This is a genomic window from Flavobacteriales bacterium (genome assembly GCA_016713875.1).
Classification (GTDB): domain Bacteria; phylum Bacteroidota; class Bacteroidia; order Flavobacteriales_F; family PHOS-HE28; genus PHOS-HE28.
Window position 1 is genome coordinate 2,433,587 of sequence record JADJOI010000003.1, and the last position, 23,461, is coordinate 2,457,047.

Genomic DNA, 23,461 nt, shown 5'->3' on the forward strand with positions numbered 1-23,461 from the left:
GATCCTTCACTGATCATGGAGACTGTCAACATCCGACCTGGTGTCAACATTCTTACCGTACTCGGGCACCTGAGCTACAAGCCTTGGTATGCGTTAGGCGAGTTCGTCGACAACGCGGTGAACAGTGGTATCGAGCGAAATTGGAACCGGCTCCAATCACTCCATGCACACTCATACAAGCTAAAGGTCACTATCAAGCGTGATGTTGATGGCGGTAGGATAGTTGTCCGCGACAATGCGGCAGGGATTGCCCGAATTGAGTATCAGCGGGCTTTTCGAACAGCCGAGTTGCCAGTGGATAGCAGCGGTCTATCTGAGTTTGGCATGGGCATGAAGAGTGCGGGCTTTGGGTTCAGCAACACCTGGACTGTTCGAACGAAGGCGATCGGAGAGAAGGTGACGGGAAAGGTGTCCTTCGACCTTAAGAAGATAGTTGCTGAAGGGTTGGAGCATCTCCCTGTTGAGGAGGAGCAGGAGAGAATGGAAGAGCATTTCACCGAGATCACGCTGATCCAACCCAGCAAGATGCCCGTCAAACGGGCTGTAGGCAAGATCAAAGAACATCCTCACCAGCATCTACCGCCAGTTCATTCGTGATGGCAAGCTCGAACTGGTTTTCGATGATGAACCACTCGTCTATGTTGATCCCAAAATTCTTGTCGCAGCCCATCTGAAGCATCCCACCAGTGCTCCGGTGACGTGGAAGAAGCCGATCAAAATCGAACTTGGCAACAAGCGCATCCACGGCTTTGCTGCCATTAGGGAGGAGGCGAGTGTCGCTGAAGCTGGATTCGCGCTATTCAGGCGCGGACGGCTCATTGTTGGAAGCGCTGATGAAGGCTACCGGCCAACCTCGGTCTTTGGTCAACCCAACAGCTACCGGTATCAGAGAGTATTCGGTGAATTGCACCTTGAAGGTTTTGGGGTCAGCCACACCAAGGACGCCATACAATGGGATGGGTTGGAGGAGGATTTTCTAACGGAACTGCGCAAACAGATGGATGCGGAACCGCTCCCTCTCCTGCGCATGGCTGAGGAGCATCGTGTACGGCCCAGAACGCCCGCTATTGCCAAGGTCGCACAAACGGCCGTCGCCTCAACAGCACGGGCGCTTACTGACGGAGCGGCTGTTATTGACGCGCAGCGCCACGACCAGCCACAAACGGCACCACCACCACCATCGCTACCGGTACCGTCGGAAACAGCCGCGACAAAGGAGTTCAAGCTGCATTTCCAAGACCAAGACTGGCTAGTGACGATCGATCTGGTCAACGATGCTGCCATCGAGGCTTGGCTGGATATCTCAGATGTGAAACGCGAGGGCGGTCAGAGGAAGGTCGGCATTCGCGTGAATCTTGCCCATCCTTTCATGCAACGGGTCAGCGGAGCATCGGGCGAGCATGTAGAACCACTGTTGCGTGTGGCTGCTAGCCTTGCGATCGCAGAAACTGTGTCGGGTGATATCGGTATGCGATACGCAAGCACTATTCGCCACAATGTGAATGACCTGCTTCGCAAGGCCTTGAGTGGTCCAGGCGATTCCTTATCCGAATAGCCAATGTCCGATACCCATACGATCGAACTGGACATGACGACGGGGAACAACCAATGGCAACCTGCGATCGGTCAGGAAACGAGCGACCTATTGGATCACTTTGGGACCAAGCTCGACGATGCTGGTAGGCAGAACCTTGTTCAATCCACCCAGCGCATTCTCGGGCAATGTGCCGCGACCGTCGGAGAACCTACCACAAGCACTGGACTTGTCGTAGGCTATGTCCAAAGCGGCAAGACCATGTCGTTCACCACGGTCACAACGATGGCCGTTGACAACGGCTATCCAATAGTGATCGTGATAACCGGGATCTCGAACAACCTCTATCGCCAATCCGCAGAACGTCTTGAGCGTGATCTTCGGCTGAATAGTCGGCAAGACCGAAAGTGGCAGCACTTCAAGGAACCGCGACAGAACGAGGCTGAGCGTATCAGTCAGATCCTTCGTGATTGGCGCGACCCAACTGTGCCTGAGCGTGAACGTCAATTCCTGCTCATCACGATAAAGAAGAATTGGAGCGTACTGCGCAGGCTCATAGCCATCCTGCGGAACTGCGAGTTGAGGGGGCTTCCCGCGCTGATTATCGACGACGAGGCAGACCAAGCGAGCCTGAACACGAAGGTGAACGACGACGACGAGAGCGTGACGTACGCTCGGATCCGAGGACTACGGAACCTATTCGCCTGTCACACATTCCTTCAGTACACGGCCACCCCCCAAGCCAATCTTCTGATCAACATTCTGGACAGTCTTTCGCCAGACTTCGCGGAGTTGCTCGTTCCTGGTGAAGACTACACGGGAGGTATCGAGTTCTTCGGTCAGGACATGATCCTGGTCCGGGATATACCGGTAGGTGAATTGCCAGATCGCCGTGATCCGAATCCGCAACTCCCTGCGACTCTTGCTAAAGCTTTGAGGCTGTTCTTCGTGGGTGTTGCGATCGGACGGATTAAGGGTGAAGCATACCAGGGCAAGAACCGCAGCATGCTGATTCATCCCTCCCGTGAGACGATCCCGCATGGACAATATGCGCAATGGGTTAGGGGCTTGATGCGGCACTGGGAGACCGGTCTTTGTCTTCCAGAAACGGACACGCTACGGGGCGAACTTCTTGACGATTTCCGCGAAGCATATGATGATCTGCGTGCGACAGTCCATGACGATGCCTTTCCAGATTGGCCGTCGGTGGCTGCTGATTTGAAGCGCGCGATTGCCCAGACCGTTAGCGGCGAAGTGAACTCCACTGATCGCAGGATAGCTGATATCGATTGGCGAAGGGACTATGCCCGTATCCTGATCGGAGGACAAGCGTTGGACCGCGGCTTTACTGTAGAAGGATTGACTGTCACTTACATGCCCCGTGGGCTCGGGTCTATGGGAGCCGCCGACACATTGCAGCAACGTGCTCGCTTTTTCGGTTACAAGCGGAGCTACCTTGGATACTGCAGGCTCTACTTGGACGCGGATGTCCGAGGTGCGTTCCAAGATTACGTCGCTCATGAAGAGAGCATGAGAGAGGAGTTGAATGACCTGCGGACCAGAAGCGTTCCGCTGAAACAATGGCGTCGTGCATTCATTCTCTCTTCGCGACTAGAACCGACCAGGCGGAACGTGCTATCGCTGTCCCATCTGAGAGATTCTTACGCTGATCGCTGGTTCTGGGTGAAAGCCCCTCATGTTTCCGATGAGTCCTGCCGCGCTAATCGCCAGGCCATCGACTCGTTCATCGCAGAGAGGCAGTTCGCAGCACTCCCGACGACAGCGTTTGGTGCTCCGGCGGCCAGACATACGGGCATTCGGGGTGTGCCTCTTGCTGATGTATGTGAGCAGTTGCTGTTCAACGTGGGCGTTCCTGAACCCGAAGAGAACCAAGCCTATGTTGGTGTCCTGTTCCAGATTGATCGGTTCCTGAGGGACCATCCGCAGGAGTTATGCGATGTCTATCTCATGCGTCCGGATGACAATGCGCGACGTGCTGTAAACGCCGGGGATGAGATCGACAACATTTTTCAAGGTTCGAATAGACAGCCAGGAGACCCAGAGTACTATCCCGGCGATAGAGAGATCCATGCTGATGGTCGATTAACCATCAAACTACGGCGGCTCACATTGACGAGAGACGGAAATGAGGTCGCTACCGACGTTCCCGTTCTGGCAGTCTGGGTTCCGGCGTCGATGGAGCAACAGTGGCTAGTCCAAGAACCGCTTCCTCAAGTGTGACATGGCGGATGTGAGCGAGTTGGTCAGAGCTTTCGCCGCCCTTGCCCCATCTGTTTCACCAGTCGGGCACTGTTGCGTTACCAAGCCATACCAATCCCGACATCTCAATTCGTCTCCCTCAGCAAGTCCGCCGCCGGAGAGGCGGTGCTTCCGATCCAGACAGCTCCAAGTTCGGATTTACTACCAGCACCGCTACGGTTGGAGCACTTGACTGTTCAACACGGTATCTCAGGGAGCGTTCAAATCGCGCAGAGTAGGCAACATGGCCTTTTTTCCTTGGTCGTGCTGCACGGCGGGAATAAGGTGCTAGTGGAAATGTTCTTGCGCTTTGCTCTCGCACTTGCTGAGCAAATCTCGGCTCAACCTACGCCGTCGACCGTTGCTGCCTTGATCCAAAGGTTCGTCACCCTTCTTCAGAGTCTTCGTAGGCCCAATGCTAAAGTCATACAAGGGCTTTGGGCTGAGTTGTTCGTGATGACTGCTCAAAGTGATTCGGGAGCTTGGGTGATTGGTTGGCATACCGATCCAATGAGCCTGCATGATTTCGTTCTTGGTGCTCGTCGAGTCGAGGTCAAGAGTTCCGCAACAGGGGAACGGGTACACCGCTTCTCACATCGTCAACTCTCTCCGACCGCAGAAACTTCGCTACACGTGGCATCCGTGCTAGTCGAACGCATTGGACAAGGGTCATCCGTTTTCAACCTAGCCGAGGAACTTCATCGACGCCTATCACCAGAGCAGTCATTGGTTTTGGACAATGGAATTGCCGCCGCTCTTGGTGCTGACTATTTCAAAGCGGAGCAGCATCGGTTCGACGAGTCGCGAGCGCGAGGCTCATTGCGCTACTTCCCTTTGAGTGTAATCCCGAGACTGCAAGCAGACGTGCCTACGGGAGTCAGTGAAATTTCCTACACAGTACGCCTGTCAGACGTTGATGGTGAAACGGTCTTGGTCCTCGCGTGAGCGATTATTCTATGACGTGTGCAAGGGGTGTTCGTATCTCGTAAGGCACGCCCTTTCGGATCACGGCACAGACACGGTGGATGAGCTTGTTGCGCATGGCGTTGAAGACAAGCATCTTGTGTTTTCCCTCGGCCACCTTGCGGTCGTAGTAGGCGCGGAACTCACCGGGGAACCGGATGAGGCCGACCACCGAGACATGCAGTAGAGCCTTGAGCGTATGGTTGGCATTGTGCGATACGCGGGTGCGCCCCTCTGATGCTGGTGCCTGACCTGTTCTCGAAGGGTGCGCAGCCGGCATGGCAAGCTAGCTGTCGCGGTGAGGTGAACCGCGTGAAGCCGTCGGTGAGGGCCAGCAGGTGTGAGCCCAGGATGAGCCCAACGCCTTCCACGGACTTCAGCAGCTCGAAGCGCTTGCTCAATTCGGGCTCCGCGTTGATGGTGTCCTCGATCATGCCTTGCAGTTCGTTGATCACCTTGTCGAGCGCTTTGATCTGTGCCTTGTCGAACCGGGTGAACGGCCCGCGCAGGCCCTTGTCCATGAGCTTGTTCATGTCCATCGCCGCTGGTGCATGGTCTTGCGCATCACGTAGTTCTGGCGCTTGCTCAAGAGCTGCTTGAGCTTGTTCATTTTCAGGCTGGTCAGCCGTGAACAACCGTGACTTGTCTTGGAAGCGACGGGCGTAGTCGGCGATCCTGAGCGCATCCACCCGGTCGCTCTTCCCCCGGGTCATGCCAATGCTCTGCTTGATGTCGTTGGGATGAGCAAGCCAGGTGGGGATCTCCAATTCCACCAACACTTCCAGCAGCGCATGGCCGTAGTAGCCCGTGGGCTCCAGGCAAGCCAGGTATTCCCCTGTGACCAGTGTGTACTCCTTGGTCCATCGGCGCAGTAACGCCTTCACGCTCTGGTGGTGTTCTCCACCTTGATCTCTGCGGTCAGTGTCCCGCGTTCATCCAACAGGGCCACATCCAGTGTCGCCTTGCTCCGTCGATCCCGATCCAGTGCTTCATGTTCGTTTAATTTTTGGTGACACACGATCCCCTGGGGGAGCGCTGAGCATCGGGTCCTGAACTTGACAACTCTAGTAGGCCGTGAGCCTCACATTCTATCCAAGCCTCAGACCTGAGGGACCGCAGGTACCGATAATCGCTATAGGTCATCACACCTTCGCAGCGGACTGGTTCACCTGTGATCCTGCTCAGCCTCCTTCGGAGGAATTGTTCACTTCGAAGATGCTTCATCTTCCAAGCGTCCAAGTGTAGAGTTGCAGCGGAAACCCCGCAAGCCCTGTAATCAGGGCGCGGAGTTGTAGCGGAAAGCGCGACGGTGAGGCTTTGCGAACCGGCACGCCCAAACCATCACCTACTCATGCCTCAACGCCCGCACCGGATCCGTCTGCGCCGCCCGGATCGCCCGGAAGCTCACGGTGAACGTCGCGATCAGCAGCACCACAAGCGCCGCGCCCACGAACACCAGCGGCTCGATGGCCGTGCGGAACGCGAAGTTCTCCAGCCAGCGGCCCACGCCGAACCACGCGAGCGGCACGGCCACCAGCGCGCCGATGAGCACGAGGAAGAGGAAATCGCGCGTGACGAGGTAGGTGATCCGCAACGTATCAGCGCCCATCACTTTGCGGATGCCGATCTCGCGCGTTCGTTTCTCGGCGGTCCAGGAGGCGAGGGCGAAGAGGCCGAGGCAGGCGATGAAGACCGCGAGCAATGAGAAGATGCCGACGAGCTTCGCCAGGCGGCCCTGTGCTTCGTACTGCATGTTCAGTTGGTCCTCGAGGAACTGGTACTCGAAGGGGAATTGCGTGGTGCGGCTGTTCCACTCCTTACGCGCGGCTTCGATCACGGGCGTGGGATCACCGCCCTCGGTACGGATGTAGATGTAGCGCAGCCATTGCCCGATGTCGGTGGTCATGTCGAACACGAAGGGTTGCACGGCCTTGAAGAGTGGATCGAAAGCAAAGTCCTTGGTGACGCCGATGATGCGCTCTTTACCGTGCGGCGTGTCCATACGATCACCGATCGCCTTGGCGGGATCATCGGGATGCGTTTGGCGTGCGAACGTCTCGTTCACGATCACGCTGAGCGAATCATCGCCGGGGAACTCGCGCGAGAACCAGCGACCGGCAAGGAGCTCGATGTCCATGGCTTGCTGGAACTCGGGATTCACGTAGAGGCACGGCAGGTAGGTCCACTTGCCCTGCTCCATGGTGCCCCAGTTGAACTCGTGCGTGTTGTGCTTTTTGCCGATGATGTCGTTCGCCCAACTCACCGCCTTTACGCCACTGATCTTCTTCAACTCCGGCAGAACAGCCGTGTACACATCGTACATCGGTGCGCGCACCGGGATGAGGATCACCTGCTCCTTGTTGAAGCCAAGGTCCACGCTCTGCAGGTGGTCGTGCTGCTGCTTCACGAACACGGTGCCGATGATGAGCACCAGCGCTATGGCGAACTGCACCACCACGAGCAACTTCCGCAGCGCTTGCCCTTTGGAGGTGCCCGCCGCGTTCGCTTTCAGCACCACCGCCGGCTGGAACGAGGAAAGGAAGAACGCCGGATAGATGCCGCTCAACAAACCCACGATCACGGCGATGCCCAACACGCCGGGGACGAGCATCGACGGAAGTGGGATCGCCTCGCCAGCGAGCTGATTGAAGGCAGGCATCAGCAATTGGATCAGCAGCAACGCGATCAACGCCGCGATCAGGCTCATGAGCACGCTCTCCGCCAGGAACTGACCGATCAACTGACCGCGAGTGGCGCCGTTCGTCTTGCGCACGCCCACTTCCCGCGCTCGGTACGCACTGCGCGCCGTGGCGAGGTTCATGAAGTTGACGCCCGCCAGCACGATGATGAAGAAGCCGATCGCCCACAGGATGTTCACGCTGCCCTTGTCGCCGTTCTGGTGCATCTCGAAATCGAGCTTGCTGGTCAGGTGGATGTCCGTGAGCGGCTGCAACTCGTGCCCGATCTGCTCCTTCAAGAAGTCCGGGTAATACTTGTGAATGAAGTCAGGGAAGATCCTGTTCACCTCAGCCGCGCTGATACCCTCATTCAGCCGCACGTAGGTCCAGCAGGGGTTCCACACCCAGTTGTGCTGCTCGATGTTCCGCCAGAACTGCGTGATGGTGTAGAACGAGACCAGTCCTTCGAACTTGATGTGCGAGTTGCGAGGGATCTCGCCGAGGATGCCGGTCACTTGCACGTCCATCGCGTTGTCCCACTTCATCATCTGGCCCATCGGGTCGGCATCGCCGAAGTACTTCTTCGCCAGCTCCTGCGAGAGCACGATGCTGCCGGGCTTGGTGAGCGCCGTCTTCGGATCACCCGCCAGCAGGGGGTAGTTGAAGATGTCGAAGACCGTGCTGTCCACCAGATAGAGTCCGCTCTCGGTGAACATCTTGTCGGTGCTGAGGCTGTCGCCCACCTTCAATGTGTGCTGCGGATCCTGGAAATCGAACCAGCGGCAGTAGCGTTCGATCAGTTCGGGGTGGTCGCCATAGAGCGTTGGTCCGAGGCCGAAGACCATGCTGCTTGAATGCTCGCCCTGGCCCTCCATCTCGATCTCGCCCACTACGCGGTACACGCGCTCGTTGTGCGGCACGAAGCGGTCGAAGCTGCGCTGGTGCTGCACGTAGAGCCCGATGAGCACGAAGCAGGCGAGCCCTGTGGCCAGACCGAGCAGATTGATGAGCGTGTAGAGCTTCTGCTTCCAGAGGTTGCGGAAACCGGTGAGGAGGAGGTTCTTGAGCATGGGGCTGCGCTTTATTCGTACCGCAACGCCTTCACCGGATCTGCCACCGCCGCGCGATACGCCTGCACCGATACCGTGAGCACGGTCACAACGAGCGTGATCAGCAGCGCGGCAGCGTAGAGCATCGGTGAAATGTCCGTGTGGTAGGCGAAGGTCTCCAGCCACCGGCCGATCGCATAGAACGCCAGCGGGAAGGCCACCAGCAGCGCCAGACCGAGCAGCATAACGAACTCCTTGTTGAGCCTGCGCACGATGTCCCACAACGGCGCGCCCATCACCCGGCGGATGCCGATCTCGCGTGTGCGTTGTCGCGCGGTGAAGTACGCGAGGCCATAGAGGCCCATCACGGTGAGCAGGATGGCGAGCACGGCGAATGCGGAGAAGACCCGGTAGAGATCATCCTCTGCATGATAGAGCTGCGCGATGCCATCCGTGAGAAAGGTCGCCTCCCAATCGTCGTTCGGGCGCAATGCCTTCCAGCGTTCCTGAAGGGATGCGAGTTGCTGGCGCACATCGCCGGGCGCGAGGCTGAGCACGAGGTTCTCAACGCCGTATCGCCGGTCGCCCTGGAACATGCACAACGGCTCTATGGGCGTGTGCAGGCTCGTGTAGTGGAAGTCCTTCACCACGCCTATCACGTTCAGTTCGTGCTCGCTCGTGTCGCCGGGCACATACACCTTCTCCGCAAGCGGATCCGTCCAGCCGAAGGCCTTCACCGCGCTTTCGTTCACCACCACCGCCCGGTCGTTGTCGCCGGGGATATTCGTATCGAACATCCGGCCGGCCAACAGCTTCAGGCCGATCAGCGCCGGGAAGTCGGGATCCACGTTCATGGTGGGCATGGGCTTGTCGATCTTGCCTTCGGGCGTCTTCACGCGCAGCACCCAGCGCCCTCCTTCCTCACCGGGCAGGTTCTGCGTGAACGCAGCTCCGGTGACGAAGCTCTCGCGCATCAGTTCCTGCTTCAAAGGCCGCAGGGCATCCCAGGCAAGCGTGTCCTGCCCTGGAGGCGATGGCATGGTGATGCTGAGCAGATCCTCCTTGCGGAAGCCCATGTCGGTGCTGCGCAGCCAGTGCAATTGCGCGAACACCGCCAAGGTGCCCACCACCATGAAGAGCGCGATGGCGAACTGCACGCCCATGAGCACTTTGCGCACCCGGTTGCGCCCAGCGCCGCTCGCCACGCCTTCCTTCAGCAGCAGCTGCGGTGCGAAGCGCGAAAGGAAGAAGGCGGGATAACTCCCCGCCACGACACCGATGCACAGTACGATGACCAGAACGACGGCCACGAAACTCCCACGCAACAGATAGCCCATGCCGATCTCCTTGCCGGTAATGCCATTGAAGGCGGGGAGCGCCAGCCAGAGCATGCCGAGCGCGACGAGGATGCCGATCACCGCGATCATGACGCTTCCGCCGATGAACTGCGCAACGAGCTGCCCTCGCTCCGCGCCGCAGACCTTGCGCAAGGCCACCTCCTTCGCGCGGCGCGTGGCGTCCGCAGTGCTCATGTTGATGTAATTGATACAGGCGATGGCGAGGATGAGCACGGCCACGATGGCGAAGAGCGTGACATAGGCCTTGTTGCCCTTCTTTGGCGTGTCATAGATCAAGTCGTTGTTGAAGTGCACATCGCGCAAGGGCTCCAGGTTGAAGGTGATCTCGCCCTTGAAGCCCCAGCCGCCCCAGCGTGGGATGATGAACTTCTCCACGAAGGCGTCCATCTTTCCCTGGAAGTCCTGCGCGCTCACGCCCGGTGCCAGCACCAGGTAGTTGAAACAGCTGTTGTTGCCCCAACTCTCGCTCAGCTGCTCGCGCGCTTGCGGTGGCATGCCCAGGCGGCTCATGAACACGCCCATGGGGATGTGCGTGTTCTCGGCCTTCTCATCGATCACGCCGGCCACCTTCAAGGTGCGGCCGTTGCGCGTCACCAGCTTGCCGATGGGATCCTCCGCGCCGAACATGCGCACGGCCATCTCCTGCATGATCACGATGTTGTCCGGCTCGTCGAGCGCATCAGGACCGCCCTTCACCCAAGTGAAGTCGAAGACGCGGAAGGCGCTGGTGTCGGCGTTGTAGCCGTTCTCTGACAAGTAGGGCTTTCCCGCATACTCCAGGGTTGTTTCTCCCAGCTGGAACAGCGAGGCACCGCTCTCGATGTCCGGGTACTCTTTCAGCAGCGCCTCCATGATCGGGAACGGCGTGATGCCGAAGTCATCCTTGGTATCACCGAAGTGGTAGTGCGCCTGTATGCGGAAGATGCGGTCGGACTTGCGGTGGTTCGCATCGAAGCTCAGCTCATCCTGCACATAGATGTAGATGAGCATGCAGGCCACCACGCCGATGGCCAGGCCGATGATGTTGAGCACCGCGAAGAGCTTGTCGCGTTTGAGCGTGCGCCAGGCCGCCGTCGCGTAGACGCTATGGCGGCCAATGGCGATGAGGAGGTAGTTCTTCCACATCTGATCAATGGCTATAGCAACGCCTGCGCTGGCACGTTCCCCACCACCACCTTTCCGTCCAGCAGCTTGATCGTGCGTTGCGCGTAGCCTGCATCGCGCAGGCTGTGCGTGACGATGATGATCGTCGTTCCCGACTTGTTCAAGTCGGTGAGCAGGCCCATGACCTCCTCGCCCATGGCGCTGTCAAGGTTACCGGTAGGCTCGTCGGCGAGGATCAGCTTGGGGCTGTTCACCACGGCGCGAGCGATCGCAACACGTTGTTGCTGGCCACCGCTCAGCTGTTGCGGGAAGTGCTTTGCGCGATGACCAATGTTCATGCGATCCATGGCGGCCTGCACCCGTTGCTTCCGCTCGGCCTTACCGAGGCTGGTGTAGATCAACGGCAGCTCGATGTTCTCGGCCACGGTCAGCTCATCGATCAGGTTGAAGCTCTGGAACACGAAGCCGATGGTGTTCTTGCGCACCTCTGCCCGTTTGCGCTCGTTGTAGCCGCTCACGTCCTCTCCGTTCACGAAGTACTGGCCGTTGCTGGGCGAATCGAGCAGTCCGATGATGTTGAGCAGCGTGGACTTCCCGCAGCCGCTCGGTCCCATGATCGCCACGAACTCGCCCTGGGCGATGTCGATGCTGACCTGGTTGAGGGCGGTGGTCTCCACGGTATCCGTGCGGTAGATCTTCGAGAGGCTGGTGGTCTTCAGGAGGCTCATGGGATCGGATTTGTCGGGGCGGGAAATTTCCCGCCCTTACTGTTGGATGATGAGTTCGTCCGCGTCATTGAATGCGGCATAGCGGCTCGTCACCACCCGTTCGCCGGGTTGAAGGCCCTCCAGCACTTCGTACACATCGGGGTTCTGGCGACCGAGCTTCACGTCGCGTTTGGTGGCGGTGCCTTCCGGATCCACCACGTAGACCCAGCCGCCGCCTGTGTCCTGGAAGAAGGGCCCGCGTGGCAGGAGCACCGCCTGCATGTCCTCGCTCAACTGGAGCCGCACCTGAAAGGTCTGGCCGCGGCGCACGGCGGGCTTGTCACCCACGAAGCGCATGTCCACATCGAACTCGCCGTTGCTTACCTCGGGATACACCTTGAAGATCTCGATGGCATGTTCGCGTCCCGCATGCGTGAACGTGCCTCGCAGGCCGATGCTCACGCGGCTCACATAATGCTCCGGTATCCGCGCGCGCACCTTGAAGCTCTCGAGCACATCGATCTGGGCGATGCGTTCGCCGCGCTGCCGGGTCTGGCCCAGCTCCACGTTCAACCCGCTGAGCTGCCCGTCGATGGGCGCCCGGATCACCAGGTTCTGCAGGTTGTCGCGCAGGAAGCGCAGGTTCTGCTGGATGAGCTCCAGGTTGCCGGTGATGGAGCCGAGCTGGCTGAGCCGGAAAAGCGAGTCGGCGCGCACATTGGCGGCCACGAGCTTGCGCTTCTCTCGCATGTACTCCAGGTTCTCACGATCGGCCATGTAGGTGTTCTGGGCGAGCAGTGAATCCCGGAGCAGTCGGTCGTTGACGTGCTGGTCGCGTTCGAGCCGCTTCAGGTCCTTGTCGAGGTTCAGCAGGTCATCGCGTAGGCGGGTGGTCTGCTGATCCATCGCCAGACGGGTGTTGCGCAGGTTGTTCTGCTGATCCAGCAGCTGTGCCTCCCGGTTGATGGCGTCCATGTGCAGCTGCGGATTGCTGAGCTCGATGAGGGGATCGCCCGCCTTCACGTGCGTACCGTCCTCCACGAAGCGGTGCTTCACGGTGCCTCCTTCAAGCGCGTCCAGGAAGACCGTCTGGATCGGCTGCACCGTGCCGGTGACGGGGATGAACTCCTTGAACAGCCCCTTCTCCACGGTTCCGATGCTGACCTTGGCGGTCTCCACGCGGACCCTGCTGGTGGCGAACGAGCTGCTCCACAAGGCCAGGGCGACGAGGATCGCAACGGCCATTCCTCCGAAGGCGATCAGGCGTCTCCTCCGGGCCGGCCGGGGGTCGATGACACGGTCCACGGCCCGAAACTGCACGTTGCCCGGCTCCCGGGCCCACGCCAAGGGACGGACCGGTGGGCCGATGACCGGCAGGGACGAACAGGGAGCGTGTGGTCCCGGAAAGCCCCGACCAGCTTGACCATGGTGCCCATCGGCATCCAGGGCAACACGGTCCGGGCGGTCGGCCGTGATCGCGGTATCGGGGACCAGGAAGGCCCGATGGGAAAGACCTGCCGGGCAGGGGGCGCTTGCCGGGATCGGACTTCTGCCTACTTTCGTGCCGCCCAACGGCCGAAGTGTGCTTTGGCGAGACCACTACGGCACAGGCAAAGACCAACCAAACACGTCAGTAGAACGCATGAACATTTACGTCGCCAACGTCCCTTACTCTGTGAAGGACCAGGACCTCCGTGAGCTCTTCGAGCCTTACGGCGAGGTCACTTCGGCCAAGATCATCATGGACAAGGCCACCAACCGGAGCCGCGGCTTCGGTTTCGTGGAGATGTCCGATGACAACGCCGGCCGTCAGGCCATCGAGGCCACCAACGGCAAGAATTTCCACGGCCGTGACCTCGTGGTGAACGAGGCCCGCCCCCGTCCGGAGGGCGACCGCCCCTTCCGTGGAGGAGGTGGTGGCGACCGTGGCGGCTACCGCAACGACCGCGGCGGGTTCCGCGACCGTGGCGAGCGCTCTTACCGCCGCGACGAGGAGTGATCCATCCCCATTCCATCCAAGGGGCCCCGCTTCGGCGGGGCTCTTTCGTTCGTGCCCTGCTGGGTGCCTGTGAAAAGATGTTGATCTCGACCGGGGCCGCCGGCCCGCGCTCGGCCGCCATCGGGCATCCCGGTAGCTTTGCGCCCATGTCCCTTCCCCCCCTCCGGGCCCTGCTCCTGGTGGCCGTCATCGCGCCGCTCACGGTGCTGATGGCCCAGCGCCCCGGCAGTGGCGGGCGACCGGTGAACGGCCGGATCTACGGCAAGGTGATCGATGCGGCCAGCAGCAAAGGGGCGGAATTCGCCACGGTGACCCTGTTCGCCGGCGGGCGAGACAGCGTGATCACCGGCACCATGGTACGCGGCAACGGCGATTTCCTGCTGGAGCCGGTGCCCGGCGGACGCTACCGCCTTCAGGTGAGCTTCCTGGGCTACCGCGCCATCGAGCAGGCCGTGGAAGTGACCCGCGAAAAGCCTGAGGTCGATCTGGGCAACCTGAAGTTGGAGGCGGATGCCGGAGTGCTGCAGGAGGCCACGGTGGTGCGCGAGAAGAGCCCGATGCAGATGCTGGTGGACTGCAGGGTGTTCAACGTGGACAAGGATCTGGCGGCACGCGGCGGATCGGGGGTGGACGTGATGAAGAACGTGCCCGGCCTGAGCGTGGACGTGGAGGGCAACGTGGAGATGCGGGGTGCCCGCCCGCAGATCCTGGTGGACGGACGCCCTTCATCGCTCACGCTGGAGCAGATCCCTGCGGAGGAGATCGAACGGGTGGAGGTGATCACCAACCCCTCGGTGATCTTCGACGCCAACAGCACCGGAGGCATCATCAACGTGGTGCTGAAGAAGAGCACCAAGCCCGGCTACAGCGGGCAGCTCCAGGCCGGGCTGGGCACGAACGACCGGTACCAGGCCGGCGGCAACATCAACCTGCGCGAAGGCCGCTGGGGCTTCACCCTCAGCGCCAATTACAACGACGGCACCAACGTCACCGACGGGCTCACGCTCCGCACCGACCTGGCCCAAGGCCTGCCGACAGGCACGTTCGAGCAGGACACGGACAGCCGGTCGGGACGGCGCATGTTCGGCGGTCGCTTCGGTGTGGATGTGCAGGTGAGCAACCGCAGCGTGCTGTCCGTGTCGCAGGGCGTCCGGTTCCACGACATGTCGGGCCGCGAGCGCCAGGCCTTCGAGAGCCGCACGGCGACCGGCCAGGTCAGCTCAGCGGGCACGCAGGTGAACGACTCGGAGAGCGACACGCGAAGCCTGACCTCACAATTGGCCTTCCGGCACAAGGGCCCCAAGGAGGGCAAGGAATGGTCGGTGGACCTCACCTATAACCGGTGGGACCGCGACAGTGAGTCACGGTTCGACCTGCGGCGCTTCATCGCCGATGGCGGGCCCGACACCACCACGCCGCGCATCCAGGACAACCTGGGCGGGTCGTACTACGACCAATGGTCCTTCCAGTTCGACATGGCGGATCCGCTCAGCGAACGCAGCAAGCTGGAGTACGGCGTGAAGAGCAACCTGAAGTGGGACCGCACCTGGCTGGACGTGCTGCTGACGACGCCGCAGGCGCCCACGGGCGAGCTCGACAGTGCGCTCACGAACGACTACCGCATCACCGACCTGATCAACGCGGCCTACGTGAACTGGACGCGCACGCTCACCGAGCGCTGGAGCCTGCAGGCGGGGCTGCGCTTCGAGCAGACCTGGTTCGAGACGGCACTGATCGGCAAGGACCAGGTGTTCAGCTACAAATACCCCGATGGCGGGCAGGACCTGCTGAAGGCGCTGTTCCCGGCGGTGTACCTGGTGCATCGCTGGCCCGGAACCCTGCGCGAACTGCAGGTGAACTTCTCGCGAAAGATCGACCGGCCGCGCTTCTGGCAGATCATGCCCTTCATCATGTTCAGCGACGCCCGCAACGTGCGCATCGGCAACCCGGGTCTTGCCCCGGAGATGAACAACCTGGCCGAGGTGAACCACCTGCTCCCCTTCTGGAAGGGGAAGGCCAGCTGGCTCACCAGCGCCTTCGGTCGCTACACCGAGGATGTGATCACGGGCTACAGCACCCCGCTGGCCACGGACAGCACCGTGCTGCTGAACACCTTTGTGAACGGCAGCCACAGCGTCACGGCCGGTTGGGAGAACGTGCTGAAGGTGGAACCGGTGCGGGGCCTTCAGTTCACACTGAGCGGCACCGCGCAGTACCTGGATGTGGCGCTCTCGTCCGTGAACGGCGGCGAGCGCAACCAGGGCTTTCTGTGGAACGCCAAGCTGCTGGTGAACTACCGACTGCCCAAGGACTGGTCCGTCCAGGTGAACGGCGAGTACGAAGGGCCGCGGATCCAGCCGCAGGGGCGCACCCTGGAACAGTACGGCGTGGACCTCTCGGTGGGCAAGGACATCACGCGCCGGTTGAACGCCGTGGTGTCGGTGAACGACGTGTTCTTCACGCGGCGCTGGGGCAACACGGTGGAGACGGCCTCCTTCGAGCAGGAGAGCTATCGTCGCCGCGAGATGCGCTTCGTGCGCTTCACCCTCACCTGGAAGTTCGGCGAGCAGAACAGCTCGTTCTTCCGACGCAGGCAGCCGCAGCGAGATGCGAACGACGGCGGTGGCATGGAGATGTAGGTGCGCTAGAGCTCCCGCACCTCCCAGGTGGGGCAGCCCACCGTGCCCATGTCGTCATAGAAATCCAGGAAGTGCAGCTTGTGGAACAGGCCCTGCGCGTCGTGGATGATGTACACGATGGTGGGGTCCACCGTGTAGACACCATTGTCGAACGAGTAGGTCTTCCAATCGAACCCGATGGCATCGCGGGCGGTGCTGAAGGGATGCTGCATCGTGTCCGCCAGGCTCACTGCGGCCATGTCGGCACCGGTGATGCGCGCTACACGGACCCCGGGCGGCGTGAGGATCCCCGTGACGATGTAGGGGATGAAGGGCTCGTGGAACTGGTGCGTGTACTGCGTGAAGACCATGTCCCAGCTGCCCGTGGTCGGCTCGACATCCACGGGCCCCGTGGCAAAGCTGAACATGGTGGAGGCGGAGGCACCGGACTTGGCCAGGGTGTGCTCCTGAACCCCGGAGCCATCCAGCGCGGCCGTGCGGAACACGTAGGCCGTGGTGGTGACCTGCAGGAGCTGCAGTTTGCGGACGCCCAGGTGGGCGCCGAAGGCGTTGTACCCGAGATCGATGAGGTGGATGTCCTGCGCCCCGCGCCAGTCACCGATCGCCGTGCTGTCCGGATGCCCGCTGGGCGCGTCGATGCGGCGGCCCAGCGACATGCCCGCGGTGTCGGCCGGTGCGGCCATGTCGCCCGCACCGACGGACCAGGCGGTCATCAGGCGGCTTCCGTTCAGCCACACCCGCCAGGTGTCCGGTCCGCTCTCGAAGGCCAGGTCCCAGGCGGTCTTCGGATTGCTGCGCACCACGCTGCGCGTGGACACGTCCACCCACAGCTGGTCCTGGTAGCCGCTCCCCATGCAGAGCTGCACCTGCTGGGCCTCACCGCGCGGGCGCGCGGGTATGGGCAACTCCTCCTTCAGGCAGCCGGTGAGCAGCAGGAAGGAGAGCGGGAGCAGGGCGGTGGCACGCATGATCAGGATCGCTTGCGCAGTTCAACATCGAGGCGCAGGAACCAGGTGCGCCCGGTGGTCATCGGCACGGCATTGGACCCGGCGGAATGCGCGCCCTCCGCCATGGTGGCCGCCAGGTTGCGCACATCGAACAGGTCCTTGCAACCCACCGTAAGACCGAGGCGGCGATCAAGGAAGGACTTGGTGAGGGTGGCATCCGCCAAGTGGTAAGCGCTGATGGTGCCGCGGGTCACACTGCCCTCGGCATCGGCGATGTAGTTGGCCAGCTCACCCTGGTACTTGTAGAAGAGCGAGGCGCTGAGCCCGATCCGGCGATGATCCCATGTGGCCGAGGCACGCGCCTCGGGGCTCCATAGGGCGGCCGGTGACACCGCGTCCGCGCGACCCGTGATGGACCCGCCGGTGGTGAACGCCCATCGTCCATTGTCCCAACCTGCGCCCAGGGTGCCCCCATAGGTGCGCAGCGACCCGATGTTCACATAGGTGTACCGTGCGCCGCTCACCTGGGCCAGGCTGATGAGGTCCTCCACATAGTTGTGGAAGGCCGAGAGCTCGGCCGTCCAGGTGCCGCGCTCCTGTTGCGCCCGGTAGGTGAGGCCGGCGCTGCCGTGGTGCGCGCGTTCCGGTCGCAGCTCGGGGTTGCCCACGATGTCATGGTTCACGTCCACGAAGTAGAGGTGCAGTTCCTTCAGGGACGGGGCACGGAAGCCACGTGCATAGGCAGCACGCACGGTGAGCGCGGGCGTCGCCGCCCAACGAAGGTTCAATGACGGGATCAGCGGGGCCTCAAAGCGCGTGTTGAAGGCATAGCGCAGACCCGGCCGCAGCGTCAGCCTGCTCCACGGACGCAGCTCCATGCTGGCGAAGGCCGCCAGGTCGCTGATGGTCTCACCGTCGCCGGCCATGCGGTCCCCACTGCCGGTCTCGTGGTTGAGGTCGGTGCCCACTTCCCAGGACAGCCAAGCGCTATCGGGTGCCGATGCCCAGGTGGCGCGCAGGTTGGTGAGGGTGAAGCGTGAGGTGTCCTGGGTGCCGGACGTGGTCACCAGCTGCTCGCTGAGGTCGGTGAGGTCGCGGAACCACGTGTTGCGGATGCGGCGGTAGCGCTGGTGGGCGAGCAGGGCATTGAAGCGGCGGCCCTGGCCGAGACGCCCCTCCACGAAGACCGCATTGTCCAGTCGGTGCGTGAGGAATTGCTCGTCGAAGGCGGTCTCGTGATAAGGTGCGCGCGGCCTTCCCCTGTTGGTGATGCGGTCCTGGAACACCTCGCCCTTGTAGCCCAGGTCCCAGCGGTCGCCACGCCAGCGGTGATTGAGGCGCGCGAAGAGCTGCTCACGCGGCTTCCACTGCTGATGGCGCGTGCTGTCGGCCAGGGTGGGTGTGGGGTCGTACCAGCCGCCGGTGGCCGGGTCCCAGCCGGCGAAGGCATTGCGGCCGCCGGTGAGCACCAGGTCGTGGCGACCGAGGCGCGAGGTGGCGGTACCCGTGAGGTTGAGGCGTCCGATGTGCTCGGCGTAGGCCGTGGCCTTGGCGCTGGCGCGGTCGTTGGAGCGTTTACGGGTGATGAGGTTGATGGTGCCCGCCAGAGCGTTGGTGCCGTAGTTCACGCTGAGCGGGCCCTCGACCACTTCCACGCGTTCGATGCCCGTGAGGTCGAGCTGCGCGAGGTCGAGGTTGCCATCCTGTCGACCGATCACGGGCACCCCGTCCACCAGCACCTTCACGTTCTCGCCCCCCAGACCCTGCATGCTCACCGCGGTGCCGAGGATGTTGTCCTGACCGAGCCTCACGGTGAGCTCATTGCGCAGGGCATCACCGAGGCTGTTGGCGGCCATACGATCGAGCCTGCCGCGGTCGATCACGCGCACTCGATGCACGGCGTTCTCCGCCATGTTGGCCCCATACTGCCCGGTGACCACCAGTTCGGGCATGTTGATCGAGGTCGGGCTGAGGCGCAGCACGTGGGGGCCTGCACCGAGCAGGGTGTCCTCAAGGACCGAGAATCCCATCATCCTGACGGTAAGGACCAGGGGTCGGCCCGGGTCCGCCGGCAGGGTCAAGGCGCCGCGGTCATCGGTCTGCGCCGTGATGGCCTCACCGTGTGGCCACCACGTCACGGTCGCGAAGGGCACCGCCGCACCGTTCTCCGCCCTGCACTGCACGCGCACCTGGGCGGAGAGCACGGACGGAAGGGCGGCGATCGTGAAGAGGAAGAGCCGGACGGCACCCATCGGGAAAAGCTCCGCAAAGGACCGCACGCGTGCGCGGGTGCACGGTCACGGTCGCGTCAGGAGTGGATCAGCGCAGCAGCACCCGGGCCACGGCCGGACCGCGGTCGGTGGTCAGGCGCAGGGTGTACATCCCCGCTCCAAGGCCATGGAGATCGAGGGTGAAGGGCGTCAGGTTCACTGCATCACGGGAACGCACGACCCGGCCGGCAGCGTCCAACACATCCAGACCGAGCACCCGGGCGTCACCCGCATCGATGGTCACACGGCCATCGAGCGAGGGGTTGGGCCAGGTGCGCAGCTCCGGGGCAAGGTCGTTCTCCGCCAGGCCGGTGGCGCTCACGAACTCCTGGGTGAAGTCCATCGTACCGGAGGTGCTTCCACCGAAACCGGTGAAGACCAGATGCCACACCCCGCCCAGCTGGTCCTTGACGAAATAGCTGAGCGAATCCTCGATCACCCACTGGAAGGTCTGCATGTCGAAGCGCTTCCAGTCGAAGCCGATGGTGTTGATGTGCCCGCTGTAGGCAGCGGTGGTCCAGTCGGCGTCGGCAGGAGGCACACCGGCCACCCGCGCGGCCTCGATGCCCTTGTTCTGCAGGACACCGGTGACCCCATAGGGCTGCGGGATGAAGGAGACGTACTTCACGAACGTGAGGTCCCAGGCATCGTTGGCCGGTTCGCGGTCCACCAGGGCGTTCGCCTCCAGGTCCCAATAGGCGAAGTTCTTCGTGCTATAGGCGGCCTTGTTGATCTGGCCGGTGAGCTCATTGCTGCCGTCGATGTTGGCGTGGGTGAAGGTGTAGGTGCCCGTGGCCAGCCCGTCGATGCGGAGCTTGCGCCAAGCGCCCGAGCCGAGATGGACCAGGAAGATGGTGTCTCCGGCCACCACATGGGTGATCATGTTGTAGTTGCCCCAGCCCAGATCGAACTCATCGGCGAAGGGGCCCTGGTTGAGCGCGCCGAAGCTCCAGCTCGTGTCGGCATTGTGGGCGCGCGGCCATGTGGAAAGGCCGGTGGTATCCACGCTGCTCCATTCGGCGATGCTGAAGGGGCTCTTCACCACTTCCACGCCGGCCTTCTGGGTGTTCACCAGCACGCTGGCCGTGAATCCCTGGATCTCGAAGGCCAGGTCCCAGTTGTTCACCGGGGCGGTGCCCACCACGCCGTTCTGCAGGCTGTACCACACCTGATCGGCATAGCCCGGGGCGATGCTCACGGTGACGGGGGTCTGGGCATGCAGGCCGGTGAAGAGGAGGACGGTGGTGAGGAGCAGTGTTGAACGCATGGATCAGGTTTCGGGAGTGCAAAGCAACTGCTGCTGCACAGGGTGGAACAAGGGGATCGAGGCCTGTCGGGTCATGGAACTGCAACATGAAAAAATCAGCGGGGCCCGGGTTTCACCGACTTGCGTCGGATCCACCCGGGCCCCACCTTCACCGGACCTCGTGATCAGTCCACTTTCGTGAACCGCTGCGTAATGACCCCATCGCCGATCGTTAGGCGCAGGATGTACTGGCCGGGCACGAGACCGGCCACATCGACCGTGGTCCGGGTCTCACCCTCGCCGGCGTTCACCGCCAGCGCAGGAATGGCCTCCTGGCCCAGGATGTTGATCACGCTCATCTCGATGCGGGCCTCCGAGTAGGTGGTCAGCTCGATGTTGAGCACATCGCGGGCCGGGTTCGGCCACAGGTTCAGTTCAGCCAGCGGCATGTCCTGCTCGATGGCCTTCAGCATTTGCTCGTCAAGCACGCGGCCATCGCTCAGCACCAGCGACCGGGTGCCGTCCTGGTCCACGCCGAACACCCCATTGAGGATGGCGCAGAGGAAGGGACCCACCACCAGATACGGGGCACCCGTCACGTCAAGGCTGGCGCAGATGCTGCCACCGCCCTGGATGAGCAGGCTGTTCACATCAAAGCCGGTGGTGACGCCGAACTGCACGATGGAGAGGTCCAGCGTGGCCGGGTCGTACACCAGCGTATGGATGCGGTAGAAGCCGAGCTGCTGCACGGTGAACACCGGGGTGGCGCTCACCTGCTGGATCGTGAGGCCGAAGCCGCGCGTCAGCACGTACACCGTTTGGTAGCCGGCCGGTACCACGGCGTTGCCACCGGGCAGGCCAACCAGCGTGGCATTGCCACCGACGCGGCACACCACGAAGTCCTGCGGAGCAATGGTACCGGCATCGGCCAGGCACTCATCCGTGCAGGTGCTCACGTTGAACGGCGCACCCGGCACATCCAGGCTGGCGCAGATGCTGCCGCCGCCCTGCACCAGGAGACCGTTCACGTCGAAGCCCGTGGTCACGCCCAGCTGCACGATCGACAGATCGAGCGTCCCGGGGTCGTACACCAGCGTGTGGATCGTGTAGGTGCCGTCAGCGTCCACGTCGAAGCTCGGGTCCGGACCCGCGTTCACGATGGTCAGACCGGCGCCCTGCGTCAGCACATACACCGTCTGGTAGCCGGCCGGCACGTTGGCATCGCCATTGGAGGTGGCGGCCACCGTGGCCACACCATTCTCCAAGCATACATCCGTGGCCACGGCGGTCAGGGTGCCAGCGTTCGGGCTGGCCACGGTGAAGGCCGCACCCGGCACGTCCAGGCTGGCGCAGATGCTGCCACCGCCCTGGATCAGCAGGCTGTTCACATCGAACCCGGTGGTCACGCCCAGCTGCACGATCGAGAGATCGAGCGTTGCGGGGTCGTACACCAGCGTGTGGATCGTGTAGGTGCCGTCAGCGTCCACGTCGAAGCTCGGGTTCGGACCCGCGTTCACGATGGTCAGACCGGCGCCCTGCGTGAGCACGTATACCGTCTGGTAACCGGCGGGCACGTTGGCGTCGCCGTTCAGCGTGGCCGTCAGGGTCACCGCATTGCCGTCGCCGCAGATCGACGCGCCGCCGCTCAAGGTACCCGCATCAGCAAGGCACTCCAATGGGCACTCGACGGTGGTGATCACAGCGCCGGTCACATCGAGGCTGGCGCAGATGCTGCCGCCGCCCTGCACGAGCAGACCGTTCACATCGAAGCCGGTGGTCACACCCAGTTGCACGATGCTCAGGTCGAGCGTCGCGGGGTCGTACACCAGCGTGTGGATCGTGTAGGTACCGATCGCGCTCACGGCGAAGTCAGGCGTCGGGCTCAAGTTCTGGATCACCAGACTTGCGCCCTGGGTGAGGACATACAGGACCTGATAACCAGCAGGCACGACCAGATCACCATTGGGTGCAGCGGCGATGGTCACCGTGCCCTCTTCGAAGCAAACCTCATCGGCCACTGCGGTCAGGGTGCCGGCGTTCGGGCTGGCCACGCTGAAGGCCGCACCCGGCACGTCCAGGCTGGCGCAGATGCTGCCACCGCCCTGCACCAGCAGGCCGTTCACATCAAAACCGGTCGTCACGCCCAGCTGAACGATGCTCAGGTCGAGCGTCGCAGGGTCGTACACCAGCGTGTGGATCGTGTAGCTGCCGTCGTCGGTCACATCGAAGCTCGGGTTCGCACCGGCGTTCACGATCGTCAGACCGGCACCTTGCGTCAACACGTACACCGTCTGGTAACCAGCGGGCACGTTGGCGTCACCGTTCGGCGTGGCCGTCAGCGTCACCGCGTTGCCGTCGCCGCAGATCGAAGCGCCACCGCTCAGGGTGCCCGCGTTCGGGCTGGCCACGCTGAAGGCCGCACCCGGCACGTCCAGGCTGGCGCAGATGCTGCCACCGCCCTGCACCAGCAGGCCGTTCACATCAAAACCGGTCGTCACGCCCAGCTGAACGATGCTCAGGTCGAGCGTCGCAGGGTCGTACACCAGCGTGTGGATCGTGTAGCTGCCGTCGTCGGTCACATCGAAGCTCGGGTTCGCACCCGCGTTCACGATCGTCAGACCGGCACCCTGCGTGAGCACGTACACCGTCTGGTAACCGGCAGGCACGTTGGCGTCACCGTTCGGCGTGGCCGTCAGCGTCACCGCGTT

General features: G+C 62.3%; 15 protein-coding genes. 6 read left to right on the plus strand and 9 right to left on the minus strand.

Annotated elements, in window-relative coordinates:
- The first annotated feature begins 15 nt into the window (after positions 1-15).
- From IPJ87_11910 to IPJ87_11925, 4 genes are all read left to right on the plus strand, one after another.
- Positions 16-597 (plus strand): ATP-binding protein, encoded by a 582-nt coding sequence (locus IPJ87_11910; GenBank protein ID MBK7942556.1) that lies wholly within the window; start codon positions 16-18, stop codon positions 595-597.
- 97 nt (positions 598-694) lie between these two features.
- On the plus strand, positions 695-1,555 hold the full coding sequence (locus tag IPJ87_11915; protein ID MBK7942557.1) for a hypothetical protein: 861 nt from the start codon (positions 695-697) through the stop codon (positions 1,553-1,555).
- Between the two features lie 3 nt (positions 1,556-1,558).
- Positions 1,559-3,775: an alpha-1,4 polygalactosaminidase gene (locus IPJ87_11920; GenBank protein ID MBK7942558.1), complete on the plus strand. Its 2,217-nt coding sequence runs from the start codon at positions 1,559-1,561 to the stop codon at positions 3,773-3,775.
- A gap of 276 nt (positions 3,776-4,051) precedes the next feature.
- Positions 4,052-4,738: a PD-(D/E)XK motif protein gene (locus IPJ87_11925; GenBank protein ID MBK7942559.1), complete on the plus strand. Its 687-nt coding sequence runs from the start codon at positions 4,052-4,054 to the stop codon at positions 4,736-4,738.
- Between the two features lie 161 nt (positions 4,739-4,899).
- Here IPJ87_11925 and IPJ87_11930 read toward each other — a convergent pair whose 3' ends face one another.
- The 5 genes from IPJ87_11930 to IPJ87_11950 form a co-directional block, all read right to left on the minus strand.
- Positions 4,900-5,640 (minus strand): transposase, encoded by a 741-nt coding sequence (locus tag IPJ87_11930; GenBank protein MBK7942560.1) that lies wholly within the window; start codon positions 5,638-5,640, stop codon positions 4,900-4,902.
- 461 nt (positions 5,641-6,101) lie between these two features.
- Entirely contained in the window at positions 6,102-8,504 is a 2,403-nt protein-coding gene (locus IPJ87_11935; GenBank protein MBK7942561.1) for an ABC transporter permease, read from the minus strand.
- An 11-nt stretch (positions 8,505-8,515) separates the two neighbouring features.
- The gene (locus IPJ87_11940) at positions 8,516-10,966 is read right to left on the minus strand and encodes an ABC transporter permease (GenBank protein MBK7942562.1); all 2,451 of its coding nucleotides are present in this window, start codon (positions 10,964-10,966) and stop codon (positions 8,516-8,518) included.
- Positions 10,967-10,977: 11 nt separating this feature from the next.
- Positions 10,978-11,673, minus strand: a complete 696-nt coding sequence (locus tag IPJ87_11945; protein ID MBK7942563.1) for an ABC transporter ATP-binding protein — start codon at positions 11,671-11,673, stop codon at positions 10,978-10,980.
- 36 nt (positions 11,674-11,709) lie between these two features.
- A complete protein-coding gene (locus tag IPJ87_11950) occupies positions 11,710-12,897 on the minus strand; it encodes an efflux RND transporter periplasmic adaptor subunit (GenBank protein ID MBK7942564.1) in 1,188 nt (395 codons plus the stop codon).
- A 397-nt stretch (positions 12,898-13,294) separates the two neighbouring features.
- On the opposite strand from IPJ87_11950, the gene IPJ87_11955 reads away from it, so the two are divergent.
- Together IPJ87_11955 and IPJ87_11960 are read left to right on the plus strand one after the other, a co-directional pair.
- Positions 13,295-13,651: an RNA-binding protein gene (locus tag IPJ87_11955; protein ID MBK7942565.1), complete on the plus strand. Its 357-nt coding sequence runs from the start codon at positions 13,295-13,297 to the stop codon at positions 13,649-13,651.
- 146 nt (positions 13,652-13,797) lie between these two features.
- Positions 13,798-16,290 (plus strand): outer membrane beta-barrel protein, encoded by a 2,493-nt coding sequence (locus IPJ87_11960; protein ID MBK7942566.1) that lies wholly within the window; start codon positions 13,798-13,800, stop codon positions 16,288-16,290.
- Positions 16,291-16,295: 5 nt separating this feature from the next.
- Here IPJ87_11960 and IPJ87_11965 read toward each other — a convergent pair whose 3' ends face one another.
- From IPJ87_11965 to IPJ87_11980, 4 genes are all read right to left on the minus strand, one after another.
- On the minus strand, positions 16,296-17,258 hold the full coding sequence (locus IPJ87_11965) for an HmuY family protein (protein ID MBK7942567.1): 963 nt from the start codon (positions 17,256-17,258) through the stop codon (positions 16,296-16,298).
- Positions 17,259-17,260: 2 nt separating this feature from the next.
- Positions 17,261-19,489: a TonB-dependent receptor gene (locus IPJ87_11970; GenBank protein ID MBK7942568.1), complete on the minus strand. Its 2,229-nt coding sequence runs from the start codon at positions 19,487-19,489 to the stop codon at positions 17,261-17,263.
- Positions 19,490-19,556: 67 nt separating this feature from the next.
- On the minus strand, positions 19,557-20,774 hold the full coding sequence (locus IPJ87_11975) for a T9SS type A sorting domain-containing protein (GenBank protein MBK7942569.1): 1,218 nt from the start codon (positions 20,772-20,774) through the stop codon (positions 19,557-19,559).
- Positions 20,775-20,938: 164 nt separating this feature from the next.
- Positions 20,939-23,455 carry a T9SS type A sorting domain-containing protein gene (locus IPJ87_11980; GenBank protein MBK7942570.1) on the minus strand — a complete coding sequence of 839 codons (2,517 nt, stop codon included), beginning with the start codon at positions 23,453-23,455 and terminating at the stop codon, positions 20,939-20,941.
- Positions 23,456-23,461 lie beyond the last annotated feature (6 nt).